16 protein-coding genes and 1 pseudogene are annotated in these 18,117 nt (G+C 61.3%); 12 read left to right on the forward strand and 5 right to left on the reverse strand.

Features of this window, described 5'->3' with window-relative positions:
• Positions 1-74: 74 nt before the first annotated feature.
• Positions 75-437 carry a DUF6124 family protein gene (locus tag ACA051_RS17170; protein ID WP_497298807.1) on the reverse strand — a complete coding sequence of 121 codons (363 nt, stop codon included), beginning with the start codon at positions 435-437 and terminating at the stop codon, positions 75-77.
• A gap of 528 nt (positions 438-965) precedes the next feature.
• The gene (locus ACA051_RS17175) at positions 966-1,538 is read right to left on the reverse strand and encodes a cytochrome b (RefSeq protein ID WP_497371042.1); all 573 of its coding nucleotides are present in this window, start codon (positions 1,536-1,538) and stop codon (positions 966-968) included.
• A 206-nt stretch (positions 1,539-1,744) separates the two neighbouring features.
• Between ACA051_RS17175 and ACA051_RS17180 the strand changes: the two genes are divergently transcribed.
• From ACA051_RS17180 to ACA051_RS17210, 7 genes are read left to right on the forward strand one after another with little or no spacing between them, the layout of a single operon-like run.
• Positions 1,745-2,422, forward strand: a complete 678-nt coding sequence (locus ACA051_RS17180; protein WP_497303401.1) for a thermostable hemolysin — start codon at positions 1,745-1,747, stop codon at positions 2,420-2,422.
• Positions 2,412-3,893: an AMP-binding protein gene (locus tag ACA051_RS17185; RefSeq protein WP_497371044.1), complete on the forward strand. Its 1,482-nt coding sequence runs from the start codon at positions 2,412-2,414 to the stop codon at positions 3,891-3,893. The genes ACA051_RS17180 and ACA051_RS17185 overlap by 11 nt, the downstream gene beginning before the upstream one ends.
• On the forward strand, positions 3,890-4,564 hold the full coding sequence (locus ACA051_RS17190; protein ID WP_497303405.1) for an iron-containing redox enzyme family protein: 675 nt from the start codon (positions 3,890-3,892) through the stop codon (positions 4,562-4,564). The genes ACA051_RS17185 and ACA051_RS17190 overlap by 4 nt, the downstream gene beginning before the upstream one ends.
• A complete protein-coding gene (locus ACA051_RS17195) occupies positions 4,551-5,360 on the forward strand; it encodes an SDR family oxidoreductase (RefSeq protein WP_497371046.1) in 810 nt (269 codons plus the stop codon). The genes ACA051_RS17190 and ACA051_RS17195 overlap by 14 nt, the downstream gene beginning before the upstream one ends.
• The gene (locus tag ACA051_RS17200; protein ID WP_497371048.1) at positions 5,357-6,001 is read left to right on the forward strand and encodes a tetratricopeptide repeat protein; all 645 of its coding nucleotides are present in this window, start codon (positions 5,357-5,359) and stop codon (positions 5,999-6,001) included. Before ACA051_RS17195 ends, ACA051_RS17200 begins: the two co-directional genes overlap by 4 nt.
• Positions 6,002-6,012: 11 nt before the next feature.
• Entirely contained in the window at positions 6,013-6,675 is a 663-nt protein-coding gene (locus tag ACA051_RS17205; protein ID WP_219096713.1) for a response regulator, read from the forward strand.
• Positions 6,672-8,090 (forward strand): ATP-binding protein, encoded by a 1,419-nt coding sequence (locus tag ACA051_RS17210; RefSeq protein ID WP_497371051.1) that lies wholly within the window; start codon positions 6,672-6,674, stop codon positions 8,088-8,090. Before ACA051_RS17205 ends, ACA051_RS17210 begins: the two co-directional genes overlap by 4 nt.
• 191 nt (positions 8,091-8,281) lie before the next feature.
• Here the strand turns inward: ACA051_RS17210 and ACA051_RS17215 are convergent, their stop codons facing one another.
• Both ACA051_RS17215 and ACA051_RS17220 read right to left on the reverse strand, forming a co-directional pair.
• On the reverse strand, positions 8,282-8,497 hold the full coding sequence (locus ACA051_RS17215) for a DUF4287 domain-containing protein (protein ID WP_497371053.1): 216 nt from the start codon (positions 8,495-8,497) through the stop codon (positions 8,282-8,284).
• Positions 8,498-8,667: 170 nt separating this feature from the next.
• Positions 8,668-9,552, reverse strand: a complete 885-nt coding sequence (locus tag ACA051_RS17220; RefSeq protein ID WP_497371055.1) for a LysR family transcriptional regulator — start codon at positions 9,550-9,552, stop codon at positions 8,668-8,670.
• Between the two features lie 133 nt (positions 9,553-9,685).
• Here ACA051_RS17220 and ACA051_RS17225 point away from each other — a divergent pair.
• The 3 genes and pseudogenes from ACA051_RS17225 (at position 9,686) to lldD (ending at position 14,509) form a co-directional block, all read left to right on the forward strand.
• Positions 9,686-11,325: pseudogene (locus ACA051_RS17225) on the forward strand (GMC family oxidoreductase).
• A gap of 196 nt (positions 11,326-11,521) precedes the next feature.
• Entirely contained in the window at positions 11,522-13,144 is a 1,623-nt protein-coding gene (locus ACA051_RS17230) for an MFS transporter (protein WP_497371057.1), read from the forward strand.
• A 216-nt stretch (positions 13,145-13,360) separates the two neighbouring features.
• Positions 13,361-14,509, forward strand: a complete 1,149-nt coding sequence (gene lldD, locus ACA051_RS17235; RefSeq protein ID WP_497371059.1) for an FMN-dependent L-lactate dehydrogenase LldD — start codon at positions 13,361-13,363, stop codon at positions 14,507-14,509.
• Between the two features lie 236 nt (positions 14,510-14,745).
• Here lldD and ACA051_RS17240 read toward each other — a convergent pair whose 3' ends face one another.
• Positions 14,746-15,111 (reverse strand): DUF427 domain-containing protein, encoded by a 366-nt coding sequence (locus ACA051_RS17240; RefSeq protein ID WP_497303421.1) that lies wholly within the window; start codon positions 15,109-15,111, stop codon positions 14,746-14,748.
• 295 nt (positions 15,112-15,406) lie between these two features.
• Between ACA051_RS17240 and ACA051_RS17245 the strand changes: the two genes are divergently transcribed.
• Together ACA051_RS17245 and ACA051_RS17250 are read left to right on the forward strand one after the other, a co-directional pair.
• Positions 15,407-17,356 (forward strand): DNA topoisomerase III, encoded by a 1,950-nt coding sequence (locus tag ACA051_RS17245; RefSeq protein WP_497371061.1) that lies wholly within the window; start codon positions 15,407-15,409, stop codon positions 17,354-17,356.
• Positions 17,357-17,473: 117 nt separating this feature from the next.
• Positions 17,474-18,103: a glutathione S-transferase family protein gene (locus ACA051_RS17250; protein ID WP_497303424.1), complete on the forward strand. Its 630-nt coding sequence runs from the start codon at positions 17,474-17,476 to the stop codon at positions 18,101-18,103.
• The last annotated feature ends 14 nt before the right edge of the window (positions 18,104-18,117 follow it).

Raw genomic sequence — 18,117 nt, forward strand, 5'->3', positions numbered from 1 at the left:
CTTAAGCACACCCGTATTAATGTCGGCGCCCCCTTTGTGACGTCGGTTTTCACCTTCGCCACAAAGGCTTGTGATTACTCCTTCACCTCAACCTTATCCAACGCCTGATTCACCGCCAATTCCCCCAACATCACCACCTGCGTAATCCCCAACAGCGTCTTGCGATGTGAGTTATCCAATAACGCCGCAAAATTGCTAAGCATGGTCGTAGCCGAGCCTAGTGACTCGCTGGCGTTTGCCAGCAGGGATTCGGTGTCGTACTTGGGGTTGGCGAGGAACATGGGTTCGGGTTCGTGGGTGCTGGCCATGATGTTGGCACCTGGGTTGAGGTAGTGGTCGAGGGCGCGTTCGGCGGCTTCGTGGAGTTTTTTGGAATCGAGGGATTCGTACGGGGATGCCGGATCGGTGTCCGGTGGGTTTGGTGTTGGTTTGATCATGTTTGGAACCTCTAGCGCGAATATTTCAAGGAGCCATCACTCTCTCGCTACCAAACGGAGGGTGGCGGCCATACGCGGGTTGGTAGACCGGTCGCACTAGAACCCGGCGCCCACAAGTGGGCCCCACGCATGACCACCATGAACGCAAAGTCTTGTGAAACCGACTGCGTAAAGGTGAAGCCATGAGTCTAGAACGATCCGGGCTACCAAACCCGATCACTGTTTTTCAGTGACCCCGCCACGATAGAACCCGTGCCCTAGACGCACAAGCCGGCGGATTCTGGCGCACGCGTAGGTAATGACGCAAGGCGTTGTAGCCGTTGGGACGTAACACTGAGTGTCTTTAAACGTGTGCGTTTGAACATGTTTAAAGCATCAACAGTCGGGCGAAAAAACCTCGGCTGAAATAGATGGTGTTAGATCTGGCGCCTTCGCGAGCAAGCCCGCTCCCACAGGGGATTGTGTTAGGCGCGAGGTTTTGGGGTGGCAATGGATATGGCCGGTGTGTGGCCGGCACTGGGTTCGGGTTTATCGCTGACGCCGGTTGATCGGGTTGCTGGATCGGCCCGGCAGGATGCGGGTCAGGGTGTTGTCGCGCACCCAATAGTGATGGAACAACCCCGCCACCGCGTGCAGGCCAATCAGCCAGTAACCGGTGCTGCCGAGCAGTTCGTGCCAGTACTTGAATTGCTTGGCCAGGTCCGGATCGACCGCTACCGGCGATGGCAGGTAGAACTCGAAATAGGGCATCGGCTTGCCGCCAGCAGACAGCATCAGCCAGGCCAGCAGCGGCGTGGCGATCATTAATACGTAGAGCGCCAGGTGCATCAAGTGCGAAACGCCGGTCTGCCATTTGGGCAGTGCCGGGGTAATCGGTGGCCGAGGCGTCAGGCGTCCGAGCAGTCGCACCCACACCAAGGCAAAAATGCTCAACCCGAACACGCCGTGCAGCCCGAGAAACATTCCCCTCAAAGCATCCCCCTTGGGCAGCAGACCTTTGATTTCGATGCAGGCATACACGCCCACGAACAGCGCCAGCATCAGCCAGTGCAAGATGATCGAGAGTTTTCCATAGCGTTGAACAGCTGAGTCGCGGGTCATAAAGGGCCTCTTGAACTTGGTTGCCGGCTGCCGCTTCGTTCGCGCCGCCGGGGATCCGGTGTGTCACCGCACCGACGGGGCACACCCTGCCCGCCCAGTCTTAAGGCAATCTGAAGACAGCGGCAGATGATCTTTTTCTTACCTTCAGATTCCGTTAAGAAATGCCTCCGATACTCCTCCCACACTTACCCGGGAGGCGTCTTCCAATGCCTGACTTTGAATGGAATATTCCTCTACCCCTGAGCTTCGGCCAGGCCGAAACGCCGCCGATGAGTCTGACCAGGGCGTTGCCGGACGACGTCGAGCGGCCTGTCTTTGAAGCCTTTATCCAGCAACGTTTTCGTAAGGCCCACGGTGCCGATATCCGCCACTTCATGCCGGAGCTGTTTGGCATGAGCGATGCCTCCGGCACGCTGTGTGCGGTGGCTGGTGTGCGCATGGCCAATGCCGAATCGTTGTTTCTGGAACGTTATCTGGACGAGTCGATCGAGCCGCTGATCAGCGCTGCGGCCGACCGCCCGGTGGATCGCACCGGCATCGTCGAAGTCGGCAATCTGGCCGCCAGCGACACCGGCAGTGCGCGGATGAGCATCATCGCCCTCACCTACCTGCTGGCCACGGGCGGCCTGGAATGGGTGGCGTTCACCGGCAACGTCGGCCTGGTGAACAGTTTTCATCGCCTGGGCTTGAAACCGGTGACGCTGTGCGCGGCCGACCCCGAGCGGCTGGGGGATGAGCGCCAGCACTGGGGCAGTTATTACGAGAGCAAGCCTTGGGTGCACGTCGGCAACATCCGCGCCGGGTTCATTCATTTGCGCAACATCGGGATGTTCAATCGCCTGGGTTTGCCCACGACTCTTGAGGAGTCCAGCCATGTCGCCTGAAACCGAGCGTTTCAAACAGACCCTGCGCAGCCATGCCGAGCGCAAGACCAGCGCCATTGCGTTGTGGGGTGATAATCAGAAGGTGGATTACGCCACGCTGTACGCCGAAGTGGTGTACCGCCAGCAACGGCTGCGCGATGAGCAGGTCAAGGTGCTCGCGCTGGCGTTGGACAATGGCGTCGACGCGATGCTCTGGGACCTCGCTGCGCTGTTCGAAGGCCTGACGTGCCTGACGCTGCCACCCTTTTTCAGCCCGGCTCAACGCGCCCACTGCCTGGAACAAAGCCAGGCCGGGCGGGTGATTGCCGAACCCGCGCTGGACGACGAATTGCAAACGGCCGGCTACGAGAAAACCGGTGAGTTCTGGCGCCGCACGTTCAGCGGCCCGAACCGGCTGCCGGAAGGGACCGCCAAACTGACCTTCACGTCGGGCACCACGGGCACGCCCAAAGGCGTGTGCCTCAGCGCCGAGAGCCTGATGACGGTCGCTCGCGAACTGAATCAGGCCAGCAAACCCACCGATCCGCAGCAGCACCTGGCATTGTTGCCCTTGGCGATCTTGCTGGAAAACCTCGGTTGCTATGCGGCGTTGTATGCCGGGGCCACGTTGAGTTTGCCCAGTCAGCAAACCCTGGGGATTCAGGGGGCCAGCGGCGTTGATGTGCCGCGTCTGCTCGGTTGCCTGGCCACCCGGGCGCCTGAGAGCCTGATTCTGGTTCCGCAGTTGTTGCTGATGTTGGTCAGCGCTGCCGAACAGAAAGCCTTCAGCCCCTACTCGTTGCGTTTCGCGGCGGTGGGTGGTGCGCGGGTGTCCGAGGAATTGCTGCATCGCGCACAACGCATCGGCATTCCCGTTTACGAGGGTTATGGGCTGTCGGAATGCGCCTCGGTGGTGTGCCTGAATCGGCCCGAAGCGCGCCGACCCGGCAGTGTCGGCCGGCCCCTGCCCCACGTAACGATTCGCTTGGCCGAGGACGGCGAAGTGCTGGTCAAGGGTTCGACCTTGCTCGGTTACTTGGGCGAGGCGCCGCACACCGAAGAATGGTGGCCAACCGGCGATCTCGGCGAGTTCGACCCGGAAGGTTTTCTCTACCTCAAGGGGCGCAAGAAGCATCAATTCGTCACCAGTTTCGGGCGCAACGTCAACCCGGAGTGGGTCGAGGCGGAATTGACCCAGCGCCGCCATATCGCCCAGGCCTTCGTCTACGGCGAAGCCATGCCGCACAACCACGCGCTGCTCTGGCCCCATCGCCCGGACTGCACCGACGACGAACTGGCCGCTGCGGTGGCCCAAGCCAACGAGGCCTTGCCCGGTTACGCCCAGGTCCATCACTGGACCCGTCTCGATCAACCCTTCACCCCCGCCAATGGCTTGCTCACCGCCAATGGCCGCCCGCGCCGCGACGCCATCATCGAGCGTTACCGGGCGCAATTGACTGAATCTGTATTTTCCGAGGAATCCGCATCATGAGTTTTTTCGACACGCTGCAAGAAGCCACACAACACGAACGCCATGAACTGTTCAATCTGCCGATCATTCGCGATGCCCTTGAGGGCAAGGTCAGCCTGGAAAGCTACCGGGCCTTCCTGGCGCAAGCCTATTACCACGTGCGCCACACGGTGCCGTTGATGATGGCCTGCGGGGCGAAATTGCCGTCGCGCCTGGAATGGCTGCGTAAAGCGGTATGCGAGTACATCGAGGAGGAATACGGTCACGAGAAATGGGTACTCAATGACATCGAAGCCTGCGGCGGCGACAAAGACGCGGTGCGCGATGGTCGTCCGTCCATGCCGATTGAATTGATGGTCAGCTACCTCTACGACCTGATTGCCCGCGATAACCCGGTCGGCCTGTTCGGCATGGTCAACGTGCTGGAAGGCACCAGCATCGCCCTGGCCACCCACGCCGCCGGCAGCATCCGCGAGCGTCTGGCGTTGCCGGAAAGCGCCTTCAGTTACCTCAGTTCCCATGGCTCGCTGGACATCGAGCACATGCAGACCTATCGCCAATTGATGAACACCCTCGACGATCCGGCCGATCAGGCAGCGGTGATTCACGCCTCCAAAGTGGTGTACAGGCTTTACACCGACATGTTCCGCGGCTTGCCGCGTGACGGGGAGACCCTGAATGAAGCTGCATGAAGCTCGCGTGGTGCTGACCGGTGCCAGCGGCGGCATCGGCCTGGCGATCGCCACTGCGTTGTGTGCCAGCGGTGCCCGGGTGCTGGCGGTGGCTCGGCATCAGGAACCACTGCTGCCTTTGCTTGAGCGCTATCCGCAACACCTGTGCTGGGTCGGCGCGGACCTGACTGTGCTGTCCGACCGGCGCAAGGTGCTGACCGCGGCTGAAGCGATTGGCGGGGTCAACTTGCTGATCAACGCCGCCGGGGTCAATCATTTCGCCATGCTCGAACAGCTGGAGGACAGCGACATCCACGCGATGCTTGCGGTGAACATCAGCGCGCCGATCTGCCTGACCAAAACCCTGCTGCCGCTGCTCAAGCAAGCCGAGAGCGCGATGGTGGTGAACGTCGGTTCGACTTACGGCTCCATCGGCTACCCCGGTTACGCCAGTTATTGCGCCACCAAGTTTGCCTTGCGCGGGTTTTCCGAAGCCTTGCGCCGGGAGTTAGCGGACACCCGCGTCAGCGTGCTCTACGTCGCCCCGCGCGCCACCCGCACCAGCATGAACAGCCCGGCAGCGCAGGCGTTGAACGATGCGCTCAAGGCCAACGTCGATGACCCGCAAACCGTCGCCGCCGCGGTGATGCATGCAATTGCCGGTGACCGCCGCGACCTTTACCTCGGCTGGCCGGAGCGCTTTTTTGTGCGCCTCAACAGCCTGCTGCCCAATCTGGTGGACCGGGGCTTGCGCAAGCAATTGCCGCTGATCCGTCGCCTGAGTCAGAAGCCCGACAACGAGAACCTCAAACCATGAAAAAAATCATCGCTTGCCTGCTGCTGGGGGCTCTGAGCCAAAGCGTCTGGGCACTGGAACCCGCCGATCAGCAACGCCTCCAGGGTATCCAGCAAAGCTGGGCGCACATTCAATACGAAGTCCCCGAAGCGCAACGCACCGCCGCGTTCGAGAAACTGGCGGCCCAGGCGTCCGCGTTCACTCAGGAACGCCAATCGGTGGCCGAAGCCTGGATCTGGTCCGGCATCGTCAGCAGCAGTTGGGCCGGTGCGCAGGGTGGGCTCGGTGCGCTGAGCAAGGTGAAAGCGGCGAAAGCCGATCTGGAGAAAGCCATGACGCTGGACCCGAAAGCCCTGCAAGGCTCGGCCTACACCAGCCTCGGCGCGTTGTATGACCGCGTCCCCGGCTGGCCGATCGGTTTCGGTGACTCGGACAAGGCTGAACAGTTACTCAAGCAGGCCTTGCAACTCAACCCGAACGGCATCGATAGTCTGTACTTCTGGGGCGATCACCTCTACCGTGAAAAACGTTACAGCGAAGCTAAAGTCGCGCTGCAAAAGGCCCTGCAAGCTGCCCCAAGGCCAGGCCGGGAAATCGCCGACGCCGGGCGTCGCAAAGAGATCGAAACGTTGCTGGTGGACGTGAACAAGAAAATCGACTGACAGGAGTCCGTGTGCGCTTATTACTGATTGAGGACGACGTGGCCCTCGGCGAGGGCATCCATCAGGCCCTCGGCCGCGAAGGTTACACCGTCGATTGGCTAAAGGACGGCACCAGCGCCTTGCATGCGCTGCTCAGTGAAACCTTTGACCTGGCGGTGCTCGACCTCGGTCTGCCGCGCATGGACGGCCTTGAAGTACTGCGCCGCTTGCGTGACAGCGGCTCCAACCTGCCGGTGTTGATCCTCACTGCCCGGGACGCAACCGAAGACCGCATTGCCGGGCTGGATGCCGGGGCCGACGATTACCTGATAAAGCCCTTTGATCTGGCGGAACTGAAGGCTCGCTTGCGGGCCTTGTTGCGGCGCAGTGCCGGTCGCGCTCAGGTGCTGATCGAACACGCCGGCATCAGCCTCAACCCCGGCACCCAGCAAGTCAGTTATCAGGGCGAGCCGGTGGCGTTGACGCCCAAGGAATATCAGTTGCTCCACGAATTGCTCTCGCCGCCGGGCCGGGTGATGACCCGAGATCACCTGATGCAGTTGCTGTATGGCTGGAACGAGGAAGCCGAAAGCAACACCCTGGAAGTGCACATCCATCACCTGCGCAAAAAATTCTCCACCGACCTGATCCGCACCATTCGCGGTGTCGGTTACCTGGTGGAGGAGCGCCGATGACGTCGATCCGGCGCCGCACCCTCACGCTGATCATTGGCCTGATGCTGGTAGGGGTGGCGGTGATCAGCGTGTTCAACCTGCACGACAGCAATCACGAAATCGCCGAAGTCTACGATGCCCAACTCGCGCAAAATGCACGGCTGTTGCAGGGTGTGATGCGCATGCCGATGGCCAGCAAGGAACACGCCGAACTGTATCAGGCCTTCAACAAGGCGCTGGGCGAAGCCGAACCTCGGGTCGATGGCCATCCCTATGAAACCAAGATGGCCTTTCAGGTCTGGACCCGCACCGGTGAAGTGCTGGTGCACACGGCCAGCGCGCCCTCCTTCAACGCGCCGCCGGCCAAACCCGGCTTCAGCGACGTGGTGGACCTGAACAACCGCCACTGGCGTGCGTTCCTGCTGGAAGACAAACAGAACGACCTGAGAATCTGGGTGGGCGAACGGGACGACGTGCGCTCGGACCTGGTGGACCGGATCGTGCGGCACACCTTGTGGCCCAATGTGCTGGGCAGTCTGATTCTGGCGGCGATGATCTGGATGGCCATCGGCTGGGGCCTCAAGCCGCTGGAAGACATGGCGGCGACCTTGCGCGCGCGGCACAGCGGTTCGCTGGAGCCATTGCAACTGACGCCGTTGCCCAGTGAACTGGAACCGATGCAAGCGGCGCTCAACCGCATGCTTGCGCAGATTCAGGAAGTGCTGGGCCGCGAACGGCGCTTCATCGCCGATGCCGCCCACGAAATGCGTACACCGCTGGCCGTCCTGCGCGTGCATGCGCAAAACCTGCTGGAGGCTGGCACTGAACAGGAACGCCGTGAATCCCTGGAATTTTTGATTGCCGGCGTCGACCGCACCAGCCGTCTGGTCAATCAGTTGCTGACCATGGCCCGCCTCGAACCCAATGCGATGGCGCCGGTGCTGCGCAGCATCGACTTGGCCGACACCGTGCGCGACAGCCTCGTGCAGCTCACGCCGTGGTTGCTGAGCAAGAACCTTGAACTGGCGTTCGACGTCACCGATCGTCCCTTTGAAGTGGTGGCCGACGCCGCCGCTATCGACATCGCCTTGAACAACCTGATCAGCAACGCGGCAAACTTCTCCCCTGAACATGGCGTGATCACGGTTCAGTTAAGTCAAGCGGACGGCTTCTATTCGCTGAGCGTCGAGGACCAGGGGCCCGGCATTGACGAAGCGGATCGTGGGCGTTTGTTCGAACGCTTCTACAGCCGCGGGAATGCCCATGGCGCGGGTTTGGGCCTGACCATCGTCAACACCATCGCCACCCGGCTGGGCGGGCGCATCACCCTGGCCAACCGAGCGGAAGGTGGGTTGCGCGCGACGCTGTCCATTCCCGACAGCCAGCCGCGCAACCCGCTGCAGCGCACCACGCGAGAGTTGCCGCCGAGTGCTTGAGTGATCCCTGGCAGGATGCGGCGGGCCAGCTGACGCCATCGCGAGCAGGCTCACTCCCACAGGTGTTCGGTGTCGTTTTCAAATGTGTGGTCGACACAGAACCTTGTAGGAGCGAGCCTGCTCGCGATTGCGGTGGCACATCCAGCACCCATGTCACCGCCATACCACTTTGCAAGCCGTTTACAGGTCGCTCACTTTTTAGCACTCGCCAAATAATGCGCCACCAACGCATTTGCATGCCCATGCCCCATCCCGTGCTCATCCTTCAACCAAGCCACGATTTCCATATGCTTCTTGCCGCTCACTGTCCCGAGCAGATCCAGCCAGTGGCTGATGGGTTGCCCATACTTTTTCTCAATCGACGGAAAGTACGACGCCGGGCCTTTCGCTTTTGTCTCTTCGCTCATGCTGCAAGCTCCCTTGTTCGACGGAGTGTCGGATAACGCTCCTTGTCATCACCTAACGATTGAAGGCCAGGACTGCTGCGCAGTCCAGCGGGAGCAAGCTCCCTCGCCACAGGTGTTGTGTTGGTTGCTTCATTGCTTGACTGATCAGCGTTGTGTGATGGGTTGCCAGGCTATCCCATCAACAACCCCTGCTCCGCCTCACACAACTCCACCACGTAATCCCACATCACCCGCAATCTCACCGACTTGTGCAACTCCCGCCGGGTGCTGATCCAGTAACTGCGCTCGATGGTTTCATCGGGAAACAACGGCACCAGTTCCGGATCGGCGCTGGCCATGTAGCACGGCAACACCGCGATCCCCAGCCCCGAGCGCGCCGCCTGTTGCTGGGCGATGACGCTGGTGCTGTGAAACACCACCTGCGGGTTGCGGCAGAAGCTGTTGAGGAACATCAGTTCCTGGCTGAACAGCAGGTCGTCGACGTAGCCGATCCACGCGTGCCGGCCGAGGTCTTCGCGGCTGTGCAGCGGCGGCGCCTTGTCGAGGTAGGCCTGGCTGGCATAGAGCGCCAGGCGATAGTCGGTGAGTTTGCGCGTGACCAGCATGTCGGCGGCCGGGCGTTCGAGGTGGATGCTGATCTCGGCTTCGCGGTTGAGGATGCTGACGAAGCGCGGCACCGCCACCAGTTCCACTTCCAGTCCGGGGTAGCGTTCGAACAGCCCGTTCATGCGGCTGGCGAGGAACATGATGCCCAACCCTTCGGTCACGCCAACGCGGATCTTGCCCAGAGGTGCGGTGGACTGGGTGATTTCTTCCTGGGCCAGCAACGCGACGTTTTCCATGGCTTCGGCGTGTTTGAGCAGTGCTTCGCCGGCCGGGGTCAGTTCGTAGCCCTGAGCATGTTGGACAAACAGCGCAGTGCCGAGGCTCTTTTCGATGGCCTCGATGTGCCGGGCGACGGTGGCGTGGGTAGTGTTCAAACGGCGGGCGGCGGTGAGCAAACGCCCGCTGCGTTGCAATTCGAGAAAAAACCGCAGGTCATTCCAGTCGAACATGAGTCGTCCTTGGGGCTACGCTGGGTGAGGCGCTGTCTGAAAACGCACAGCGGCTGCGCAAAAACTAACATTCTTTTGACGAAAGCTAACAACTAGGATGACCGACAACAAGAACAACAATACGAGGTCAGGGATGCAGACTTCTCTTGATGAATTCGACTACATCGTGGTCGGCGCCGGGCCGGCCGGTTGTTTGCTGGCCAATCGGCTGTCGGCCGACGCGCAACACCGCGTCTTGCTGCTCGAAGCCGGCGGCCGCGATAACTATGCGTGGATTCACATCCCCGTGGGTTACCTGTTCTGCATCGGCAACCCGCGCACCGACTGGTGCTTCAAGACCGAAGCGCAACCCGGCCTGCAAGGTCGTGCCCTGAGTTACCCGCGCGGCAAGGTGCTGGGCGGCTGTTCCTCGATCAACGGCATGATCTACATGCGGGGCCAGGCCGGCGACTATGACGGCTGGGCCGCTGACGGCAATCCGGGCTGGCGCTGGAACGACGTGTTGCCGCTGTTCAAGAAAAGCGAAAACCATTTTGCCGGCGACTCGGAATTTCATGGCGCCAGCGGCGACTGGCGGGTCGAGCGTCAGCGGCTGTCCTGGCCGATTCTGGATGCGTTCCGCAGCGCCGCCGAACAAAGCGGCATTGCCAGCATCGATGACTTCAACCAGGGCGATAACGAAGGCTGCGGCTATTTTCAGGTCAACCAGAAGGCCGGGATTCGCTGGAACGCGGCCAAGGCATTTCTCAAACCGATCCGCAATCGCCCCAACCTCACCGTGCTGACAGACGTCGAAGTGGACCGCGTGCTGCTGGAAAACGGCCGCGCCTCTGCGGTCAGCACCCGTTACCAGGGTCAGGCGAAAACCTTCAAGGCGCGCAAGGAAATCGTGTTGTGCGCGGGCTCCGTCGGTTCACCGAGCATTCTGCAACGCTCCGGCATCGGCCCTCGCCCGCTCCTGGAAAAACTGGGGATCGGCGTGGCCCATGAGCTGCCCGGCGTGGGCGGCAATCTGCAGGATCACCTGCAACTGCGGCTGATCTACAAACTGGAAAACGCTCGCACCCTGAACCAGATCGCCGGCAGCGTGTGGGGCAAGATGGGCATGGGCCTGCGTTATCTGTATGACCGCAGCGGCCCATTGTCGATGGCGCCGAGTCAGCTCGGGGCGTTTGCCCGCTCGGGGCCGGAGCAGACTTCGGCCAATCTCGAATACCACGTGCAACCACTGTCGCTGGAACGCTTCGGCGAACCGCTGCACGCCTTCCCTGCTTTCACGGCGTCGGTTTGCGATCTAAGACCGCAGAGTCGTGGACGGGTGGAGATCCGTTCCGCCGATCCGCAGGAAGCGCCGCTGATTCAGCCCAATTATTTGAGCCATCCGGAAGATTTGCGGGTTGCGGCTGATGCCATTCGCCTGACACGACGCATCGTCGCCGCCCCGGCCCTGCAAGCGTTCAAACCGGTCGAGTACTTGCCCGGCGACAGCTTGCAGACTGAAGAAGAACTGCACGAAGCCGCTGCGCGGATTGGCACGACGATTTTCCATCCGGTGGGCACCTGCCGCATGGGCAACGATGTGGATGCGGTGGTCGATGCCGAGTTGCGCGTTCACGGCATTCCCGGTCTGCGCATCGCCGATGCCTCGATCATGCCGCGCATTACCTCGGGCAACACCTGTTCGCCTACGCTCATGATCGCCGAGAAGGCGGCGCAGTTGATCCTCAACCCCGGCGCAGGGAGCCTTACCCCAGAGAAGGAACTGCTGACTAACGCCTGAATCACACCCGTAGGAGCGAGGCTTGCCCGCGAAGAACGATGACGCGGTGTATCAGGTCTGACACCTTCGCGAGCAAGCTTCGCTCCTACAAAGATTGATATTCACCCGCTTTATGGATGCGCGGCGCCCGCCCACCAGGCTGGCGCCGACAGTGGAACAACAAAAACAATCACTGTGAGGGATACCGATATGTCAGAACATGTTCAGCCCCTGGATGCCACGCTCAGCGTCGACACCAGCCCCGACACTCGCAAAGTCATCTTCGCCTCGTCACTCGGGACGGTGTTTGAGTGGTACGACTTTTTCCTCTACGGCGCCCTCGCGGCGGTGATCAGCAAGCAGTTTTTCGCCGGGGTCAACGACACCACGGCGTTCATCTTTGCGCTGATGGCCTTCGCCGCCGGCTTCATCGTGCGGCCCTTCGGCGCGTTGGTGTTCGGACGGCTGGGGGACATGATCGGGCGTAAATACACGTTCCTCGCGACCATCGTCCTCATGGGCCTGGCGACCTTCTGCGTCGGGCTGTTGCCGACCTACTCGAGCATCGGCATCGCCGCGCCGATCATCCTCGTGGTGCTGCGCATGCTTCAGGGCCTGGCCCTGGGCGGTGAGTACGGCGGCGCCGCGACCTATGTCGCCGAACACGCGCCGATGGGTAAACGCGGTTTCCACACCAGCTGGATTCAGTCCACCGCCACCCTCGGCCTGTTGCTGTCGCTGCTGGTGGTGCTCGGTTGCCGCTACTTCACCGGTGACCAGTTTGAAGTCTGGGGCTGGCGCATTCCATTTCTGTTTTCCATCGTGCTGCTGGGCATCTCGACCTGGATTCGCTTGAGCCTGCACGAGTCGCCGGCCTTCGTGAAAATGAAAGAGGAAGGCAAGCTCTGCAAGTCGCCGCTGCGCGATTCTTTCGGTAAATGGGAAAACCTCAAAGTGGTGCTGATCGCCCTGTTCAGCATCAACGCCGGGCAAGCGGTGACCTTTTATGCGGCACAGTTCTACGTGCTGTTTTTCCTCACACAGTTCCTGAAAATGGATCCGGCCCTGGCCAACAGTCTGCTGATTGTCAGCGTGATCATCGGCGCGCCGTTCTTCATCTTTTTTGGCTGGCTGTCGGACAAGGTCGGGCGCAAACCGGTGCTGATGATCGGCCTGTTGCTGGCCACCGCGCTGTACTTTCCGATCTTCAAATCCATCGCCCACTACGCCAACCCAGCCATCGACCAGGCCAGCCGTCAGGCACCGATCACCGTGTTGGCCGACCCGGCCACCTGCACGTTCCAGTTCGACCCGGTGGGCAAGGCGAAATTTGACAGCCCGTGCGACAAGGTCAAAACCTTCCTGGTAAAACAGGGCCTGCCCTACACCAGCGAAGCCGCGCCGGCCGGCAGCGGCGTGCAGGTCAGCGTCGGTGACGTCAAGCTGGATGGCTTCGACGAAGCAGCCCTGCGCGGTGCGGTGACCTTGGCGGGCTATCCGTCACAAGCCGATACGCAACAGGTCAACAAACCCATGATCGTGGCGCTGATGGTGGTGCTGATCATCATCTCCGCCATGTGCTACGGCCCGTTGGCGGCGCTGATGGTCGAACTGTTCCCGACCCGCATCCGCTACACCTCGATGTCCCTGCCCTACCACATCGGCAACGGCTGGTTTGGCGGGTTCCTGCCGACGGTGTCGTTTGCGTTGGTGGTGTATACCGGGGACATCTTCTACGGGCTGTGGTACCCGGTGGTGATTACCGCGGTGAGCCTGGTGGTGGGGATGATCTGTCTGCGTGAGACGAAAAACGTGGATCTGGATACCAACTGAAGTCACCACAATCCCCTGTGGCCTCTGTGGCCTCTGTGGCGAGGGAGCTTGCTCCCGCTGGGTGGCGAAGCCGCCCCAAACCAGTCAACTCGATTGTTCTGACACACCGAGGCGACCGGTTTGGGCCTGCTGCGCAGGCCAACGGGAGCAAGCTCCCTCGCCACAGGTTAAGCTCAACGAGCTTTACAGCCCCGACACTCACCAGACCGAGGCCCCATGATCATTTCATCCGCATCCGCATCCGACTACCGCGAGGCTGCACGTCGCAAACTCCCGCGTTTTTTGTTCGATTACATCGACGGCGGGGCTTATGCCGAGCACACGCTGCGGGCCAACAGCGCCGATCTGGCAGGCATCAGTCTGCGTCAGCGCATTCTGAAAAACGTCGAAACCCTGAGCCTGGAAACCACCCTCTTCGATCAACCCCTTTCAATGCCCATCATATTGGCGCCGGTCGGCCTGACCGGCATGTTTGCCCGCCGGGGTGAAGTGCAGGCGGTCAGAGCGGCGCAGAACAAAGGCATCCCGCTGTGCCTTTCAACGGTGTCGGTGTGTTCGATCGAGGAAGTCGCGGCGCAGAGCCAGCAAGCCATCTGGTTTCAGCTGTACGTGCTCAAAGACCGGGGCTTCATGAAAAACGCCCTGGAGCGTGCGAAGACCGCCGGGGTGAAAAACCTGGTGTTTACCGTCGACATGCCTACCCCGGGCGCCCGCTACAGGGATGCGCATTCGGGCATGTCCGGGCCTTTTGCATCGTCGCGACGAATGCTGCAGGCCATGACCCGCCCCGACTGGGCGTTCAACGTCGGCGTCATGGGCCGCCCGCACGACCTGGGCAACATCTCGAAGTACCTGGGCAAAGCCGTCACGCTCGAAGACTACATGGGCTGGCTGGCCAATAATTTCGACCCTTCGATCAGCTGGAGCGATCTGGAGTGGATTCGTGAATTCTGGAAAGGCCCGATGATCATCAAAGGCATCCTCGACCCGCAGGACGCCAGGGACGCGGTCAGTTTTGGCGCGGATGGCATTGTGGTGTCTAACCACGGAGGGAGGCAGCTCGACGGCGTCCTCTCCACCGCCCAGGCATTGCCGCCGATCATGCAAGCAGTGGGCAATGACCTGACGGTGTTGGTCGACTCGGGCATCCGCTCGGGGCTGGATGTCGTGCGGATGCTGGCCATGGGCGCCAAAGGCGTATTGCTGGGGCGCTCCATGGCCTACGCGCTGGCGGCCGATGGACAACGCGGGGTGGAAAACATGCTGGCTATTTTCGCCAAGGAAATGCGCGTGGCCATGACGCTGACCGGGGTGACTTCGATTGGGCAGATTGATGAATCGACGCTGGTGGGCGCTGTTCGCTGAAATGAAAACGCCCGATTAGTACGGGCAGCTGTGCACCTAAGCTCTCTTCAGTCAATGAAAACCTGTGGCGAGGGAGCTTGCTCCCGCTTGAGTGCGCAGCACTCACAAAAATCGGTAGGGTTGCCCCGTTTTTGAGGCCGCTACGCAGCCCAGCGGGAGCAAGCTCCCTCGCCACAAAAGCAGGTATGCCTGAAACATCGCGCGTGAGTGACCAGCATGACCGTCAACACGAACCCTCACTCAACGTCTTTAAGCACCTCAAACTTGACTTGATCGGGATAGAACGCCACATACCCGCGAATCTGTTCGACCGACACCTTGGGGTCTTCATAGCGCCACACCGCGTTGGCGCCCTCATGCCCCGGGATCTGCAAACTGTAGTAAGTGGCGTCGCCCTTGTACGGGCAATAGGTCGTGTGGTCGGTGCGAGCGAAATACTTTTCGTCGATATCCTCCCAGGGCACGTAATACACCGGAGGATAATTGGCCTCCAGCAGCACCAGTGCACGCGAGGAGGCGGCCACCTGAATACCATGAAACTTCACCAGCAGGCTGCCCGGCTGCTCGGCGATGGTGATGACAGGGCTGGGACCGGTGCTCATGGAATGCATTCCTCATGACGGTGATGGACCTGTGGGGCAAGATTTACGCCCCGCTCATGTAGCGAGGGAGCTTGCTCCCTCTCAGCTGCGCAGCGGCCTCAGAAGCTGAGACTGCGAAGTTTCAGGTATAACCCAAAATTCGCCGACACGATTGCTTCGCAGCCGAACGGGCCGTTTTGACTGGCGCAAACAAACGCAACAGCTTTGCTGTACATCCATACAGATAATGATTGATCCATTGCTCATCACCGGCCATTCTGTGCGCCTCTTGCACACTTGATGAACGATGGTGGTTATGCAGCTGTACCTCTGTGAAAAACCTTCCCAGGCCAAAGACATCGCGGCGGTACTCGGCGCCAAGCGTCGGGGCGACGGTTGCTGGCTGGGGACGGGCGTCACGGTGACCTGGTGCATCGGCCATCTGCTGGAAACCGCGCCGCCGGACGCCTACGACGCGCGCTACAAGCGTTGGGTGCTGGCGGATCTGCCGATCATTCCGGAAAAATGGAAGATGACGGTCAAACCGCGCACCGCCAGCCAGTACAAGGCGGTCAAACGCCTGCTCGGCGAGGCTGATGAGTTGGTGATTGCCACTGACGCCGACCGTGAAGGCGAGATGATTGCCCGGGAGTTGGTCGAGCATTGCCGCTATCGCGGGCCGATCCGGCGACTGTGGCTGTCGGCGCTGGACGATGCATCGATACGCAAGGCGCTGGCGGCGCTCAAACCGGGGGCCGAAACCTTCAGCCTTTATCATTCGGCGCTGGGACGTTCCCGGGCCGACTGGTTGATCGGGATGAACATGAGCCGCTTGTTCACGTTGCTGGGCCGTCAGTCCGGTTATCAGGGCGTGTTGCCGGTGGGCCGGGTGCAAACACCGACCTTGCGGCTGGTGGTGGATCGCGACCGCAGCATTGCCGATTTCGTGCCAGTCGCCTATTGGGCCATCGACGTGCAGCTGTTGCATGACGGCACGGCGTTCACCGCCCAGTGGCGCGCAGCATCCGAGGTTTGTGACGATCAGGATCGTTGCCTGAATCAAACGCTGGCCCAGCAAGCAGCCGCCGCCATCAGCAGCGCGGCGAGTGCCCGGGTGATCAAGCTGCGCACCGAGCGGATGCGTGAAGTCGCGCCCTTGCCGTTCGACCTGGGCACTTTGCAGGAAGTCTGTTCGAAGAAGCTCGGGCTCGGTGCCCAGGAAACCCTCGACATTGCCCAGGCGCTCTACGAAACCCACAAAGTCATCACCTACCCGCGCAGCGATTGCGGTTTCCTGCCGCTGAGCCAGCACAGCGAAGCCCCGGGCATTCTCGCCGCGCTCCGGCAGGCCGATCCGTCCCTGAACGCCTTGAACGATCACCTGGAGCCACAGCGCCGCTCACGAGCCTGGAACGACGCCAAGGTCACGGCTCACCACGGCATCATCCCGACGGCTGCGGCCAAGCATCTCGATCGACTGGTGGGCAAGCAACGTGCGGTCTACACCCTGATCCGCGCGCGTTATCTGGCGCAGTTCCTGCCCAACCATGAATACGACCGCACCCAGGCCGACTTTGACTGCGCCGGTGAAGCCTTGCGCGCCGTCGGCAAGCAGATCGTCGAACCCGGCTGGAAACGCGCCCTGCCCGAGGCGCTCGCCCCGGCCAAGGGTCGCGAGGCACCGGCGCCGCAAACACTCCCGGCATTGGCCGAAGGGCGTGAGTGCGCGGTGGCCGACGTGAAGCTCAAGGACCTCTGGACCCAGCCGCCCAAGCCGTTCACCGAGGGCGACCTGATCAAAGCGATGAAGAACGTCGCCAAACTGGTGGAAGACCCGCTGCTCAAACAGAAGCTCAAGGACACCACCGGTATCGGCACCGAGGCGACACGCGCCTCGATCATCCAGGGCCTGCTCGACCGCGGTTACCTGATCAAGAATGGCAAGGCCCTGGCCGCGACCCCGGCAGCCTTCAGCCTGATCGATGCGGTACCGCGCGCCATCGCCGACCCCGGCACCACGGCCATCTGGGAACAGGCGCTGGACATGGTGCAAAGCGGCGAGATGAGCCTGGAAGAATTCGTCACCAAACAGGCCGCATGGATGAGCAAACAGGTCGCCCGTTGCGCCGGCCTGAGCCTGACCATCAGTGGGCCGGCGAGCCCGGCGGGTCGTGGCGCCACCCCGTGGAAAAACAAACGAAAGCCCGCCAAGCGCAAGCCGTCGACAGGCGCCAAACGCGCGGCGAAACCGGCCAACAACGCTTAAAGGCACTTCGAATGGACCGTGATGGTCTAGTGTTCTTCAAGCCCGGCGATGGCCCCATTTTCTGAAAATGGCATCGCAGCCACGTTTCACTCGACAGCTGCTACAGGAACCTTGTTTATGATTATCGTGCACCACCTGAACAACTCCCGCTCCCAACGGATTCTCTGGTTGCTGGAAGAACTGGCCATTCCTTATGAGCTGAAACGGTATCAGCGTGATCCGAAAACCAATCTGGCCCCGCCGGAATTGAAAGCGATCAACGCCCTGGGCAAATCGCCGGTCATCGAAGATGGCGCGCAGAAACTGATCGAGTCCTCTGCGATCATCGACTACCTGATCCGTCGTCACGGCCAGGGGCGCCTGCAACCCGATCCGTCTACCCCCGCCTACGATGAATACGTCCAGTGGCTGCACTTCGCCGAAGGTTCGGCCATGCTGCCGCTGATGCTGAACCTGTACGTCGGGCGTCTGGGTGAAGCCGGTGCGCCGCTGCACCCGCGCATCAACTCCGAAGTGGCCAACTACCTTGGCTACCTCGACACGGCGTTGAGCCAGTCCGATTACCTGCTCGGTGACGCGTTCAGCGCCGCCGATATCCAGATGAGCTTTATCGGCGAGATTGCCCGCGCCCAGGGCAAGCTGGGCAACTACCCTCATGTATCGGCCTGGGTTGAACGTTTCCAGGCGCGCCCGGCTTACGCCGCGGCGTTGAAGACCGGCGGGACATACGACTTCGCGCCTCACTGAGTGATCCCGAAAGG

It is taken from the genome of Pseudomonas sp. LBUM1669 (genome assembly GCF_059695705.1).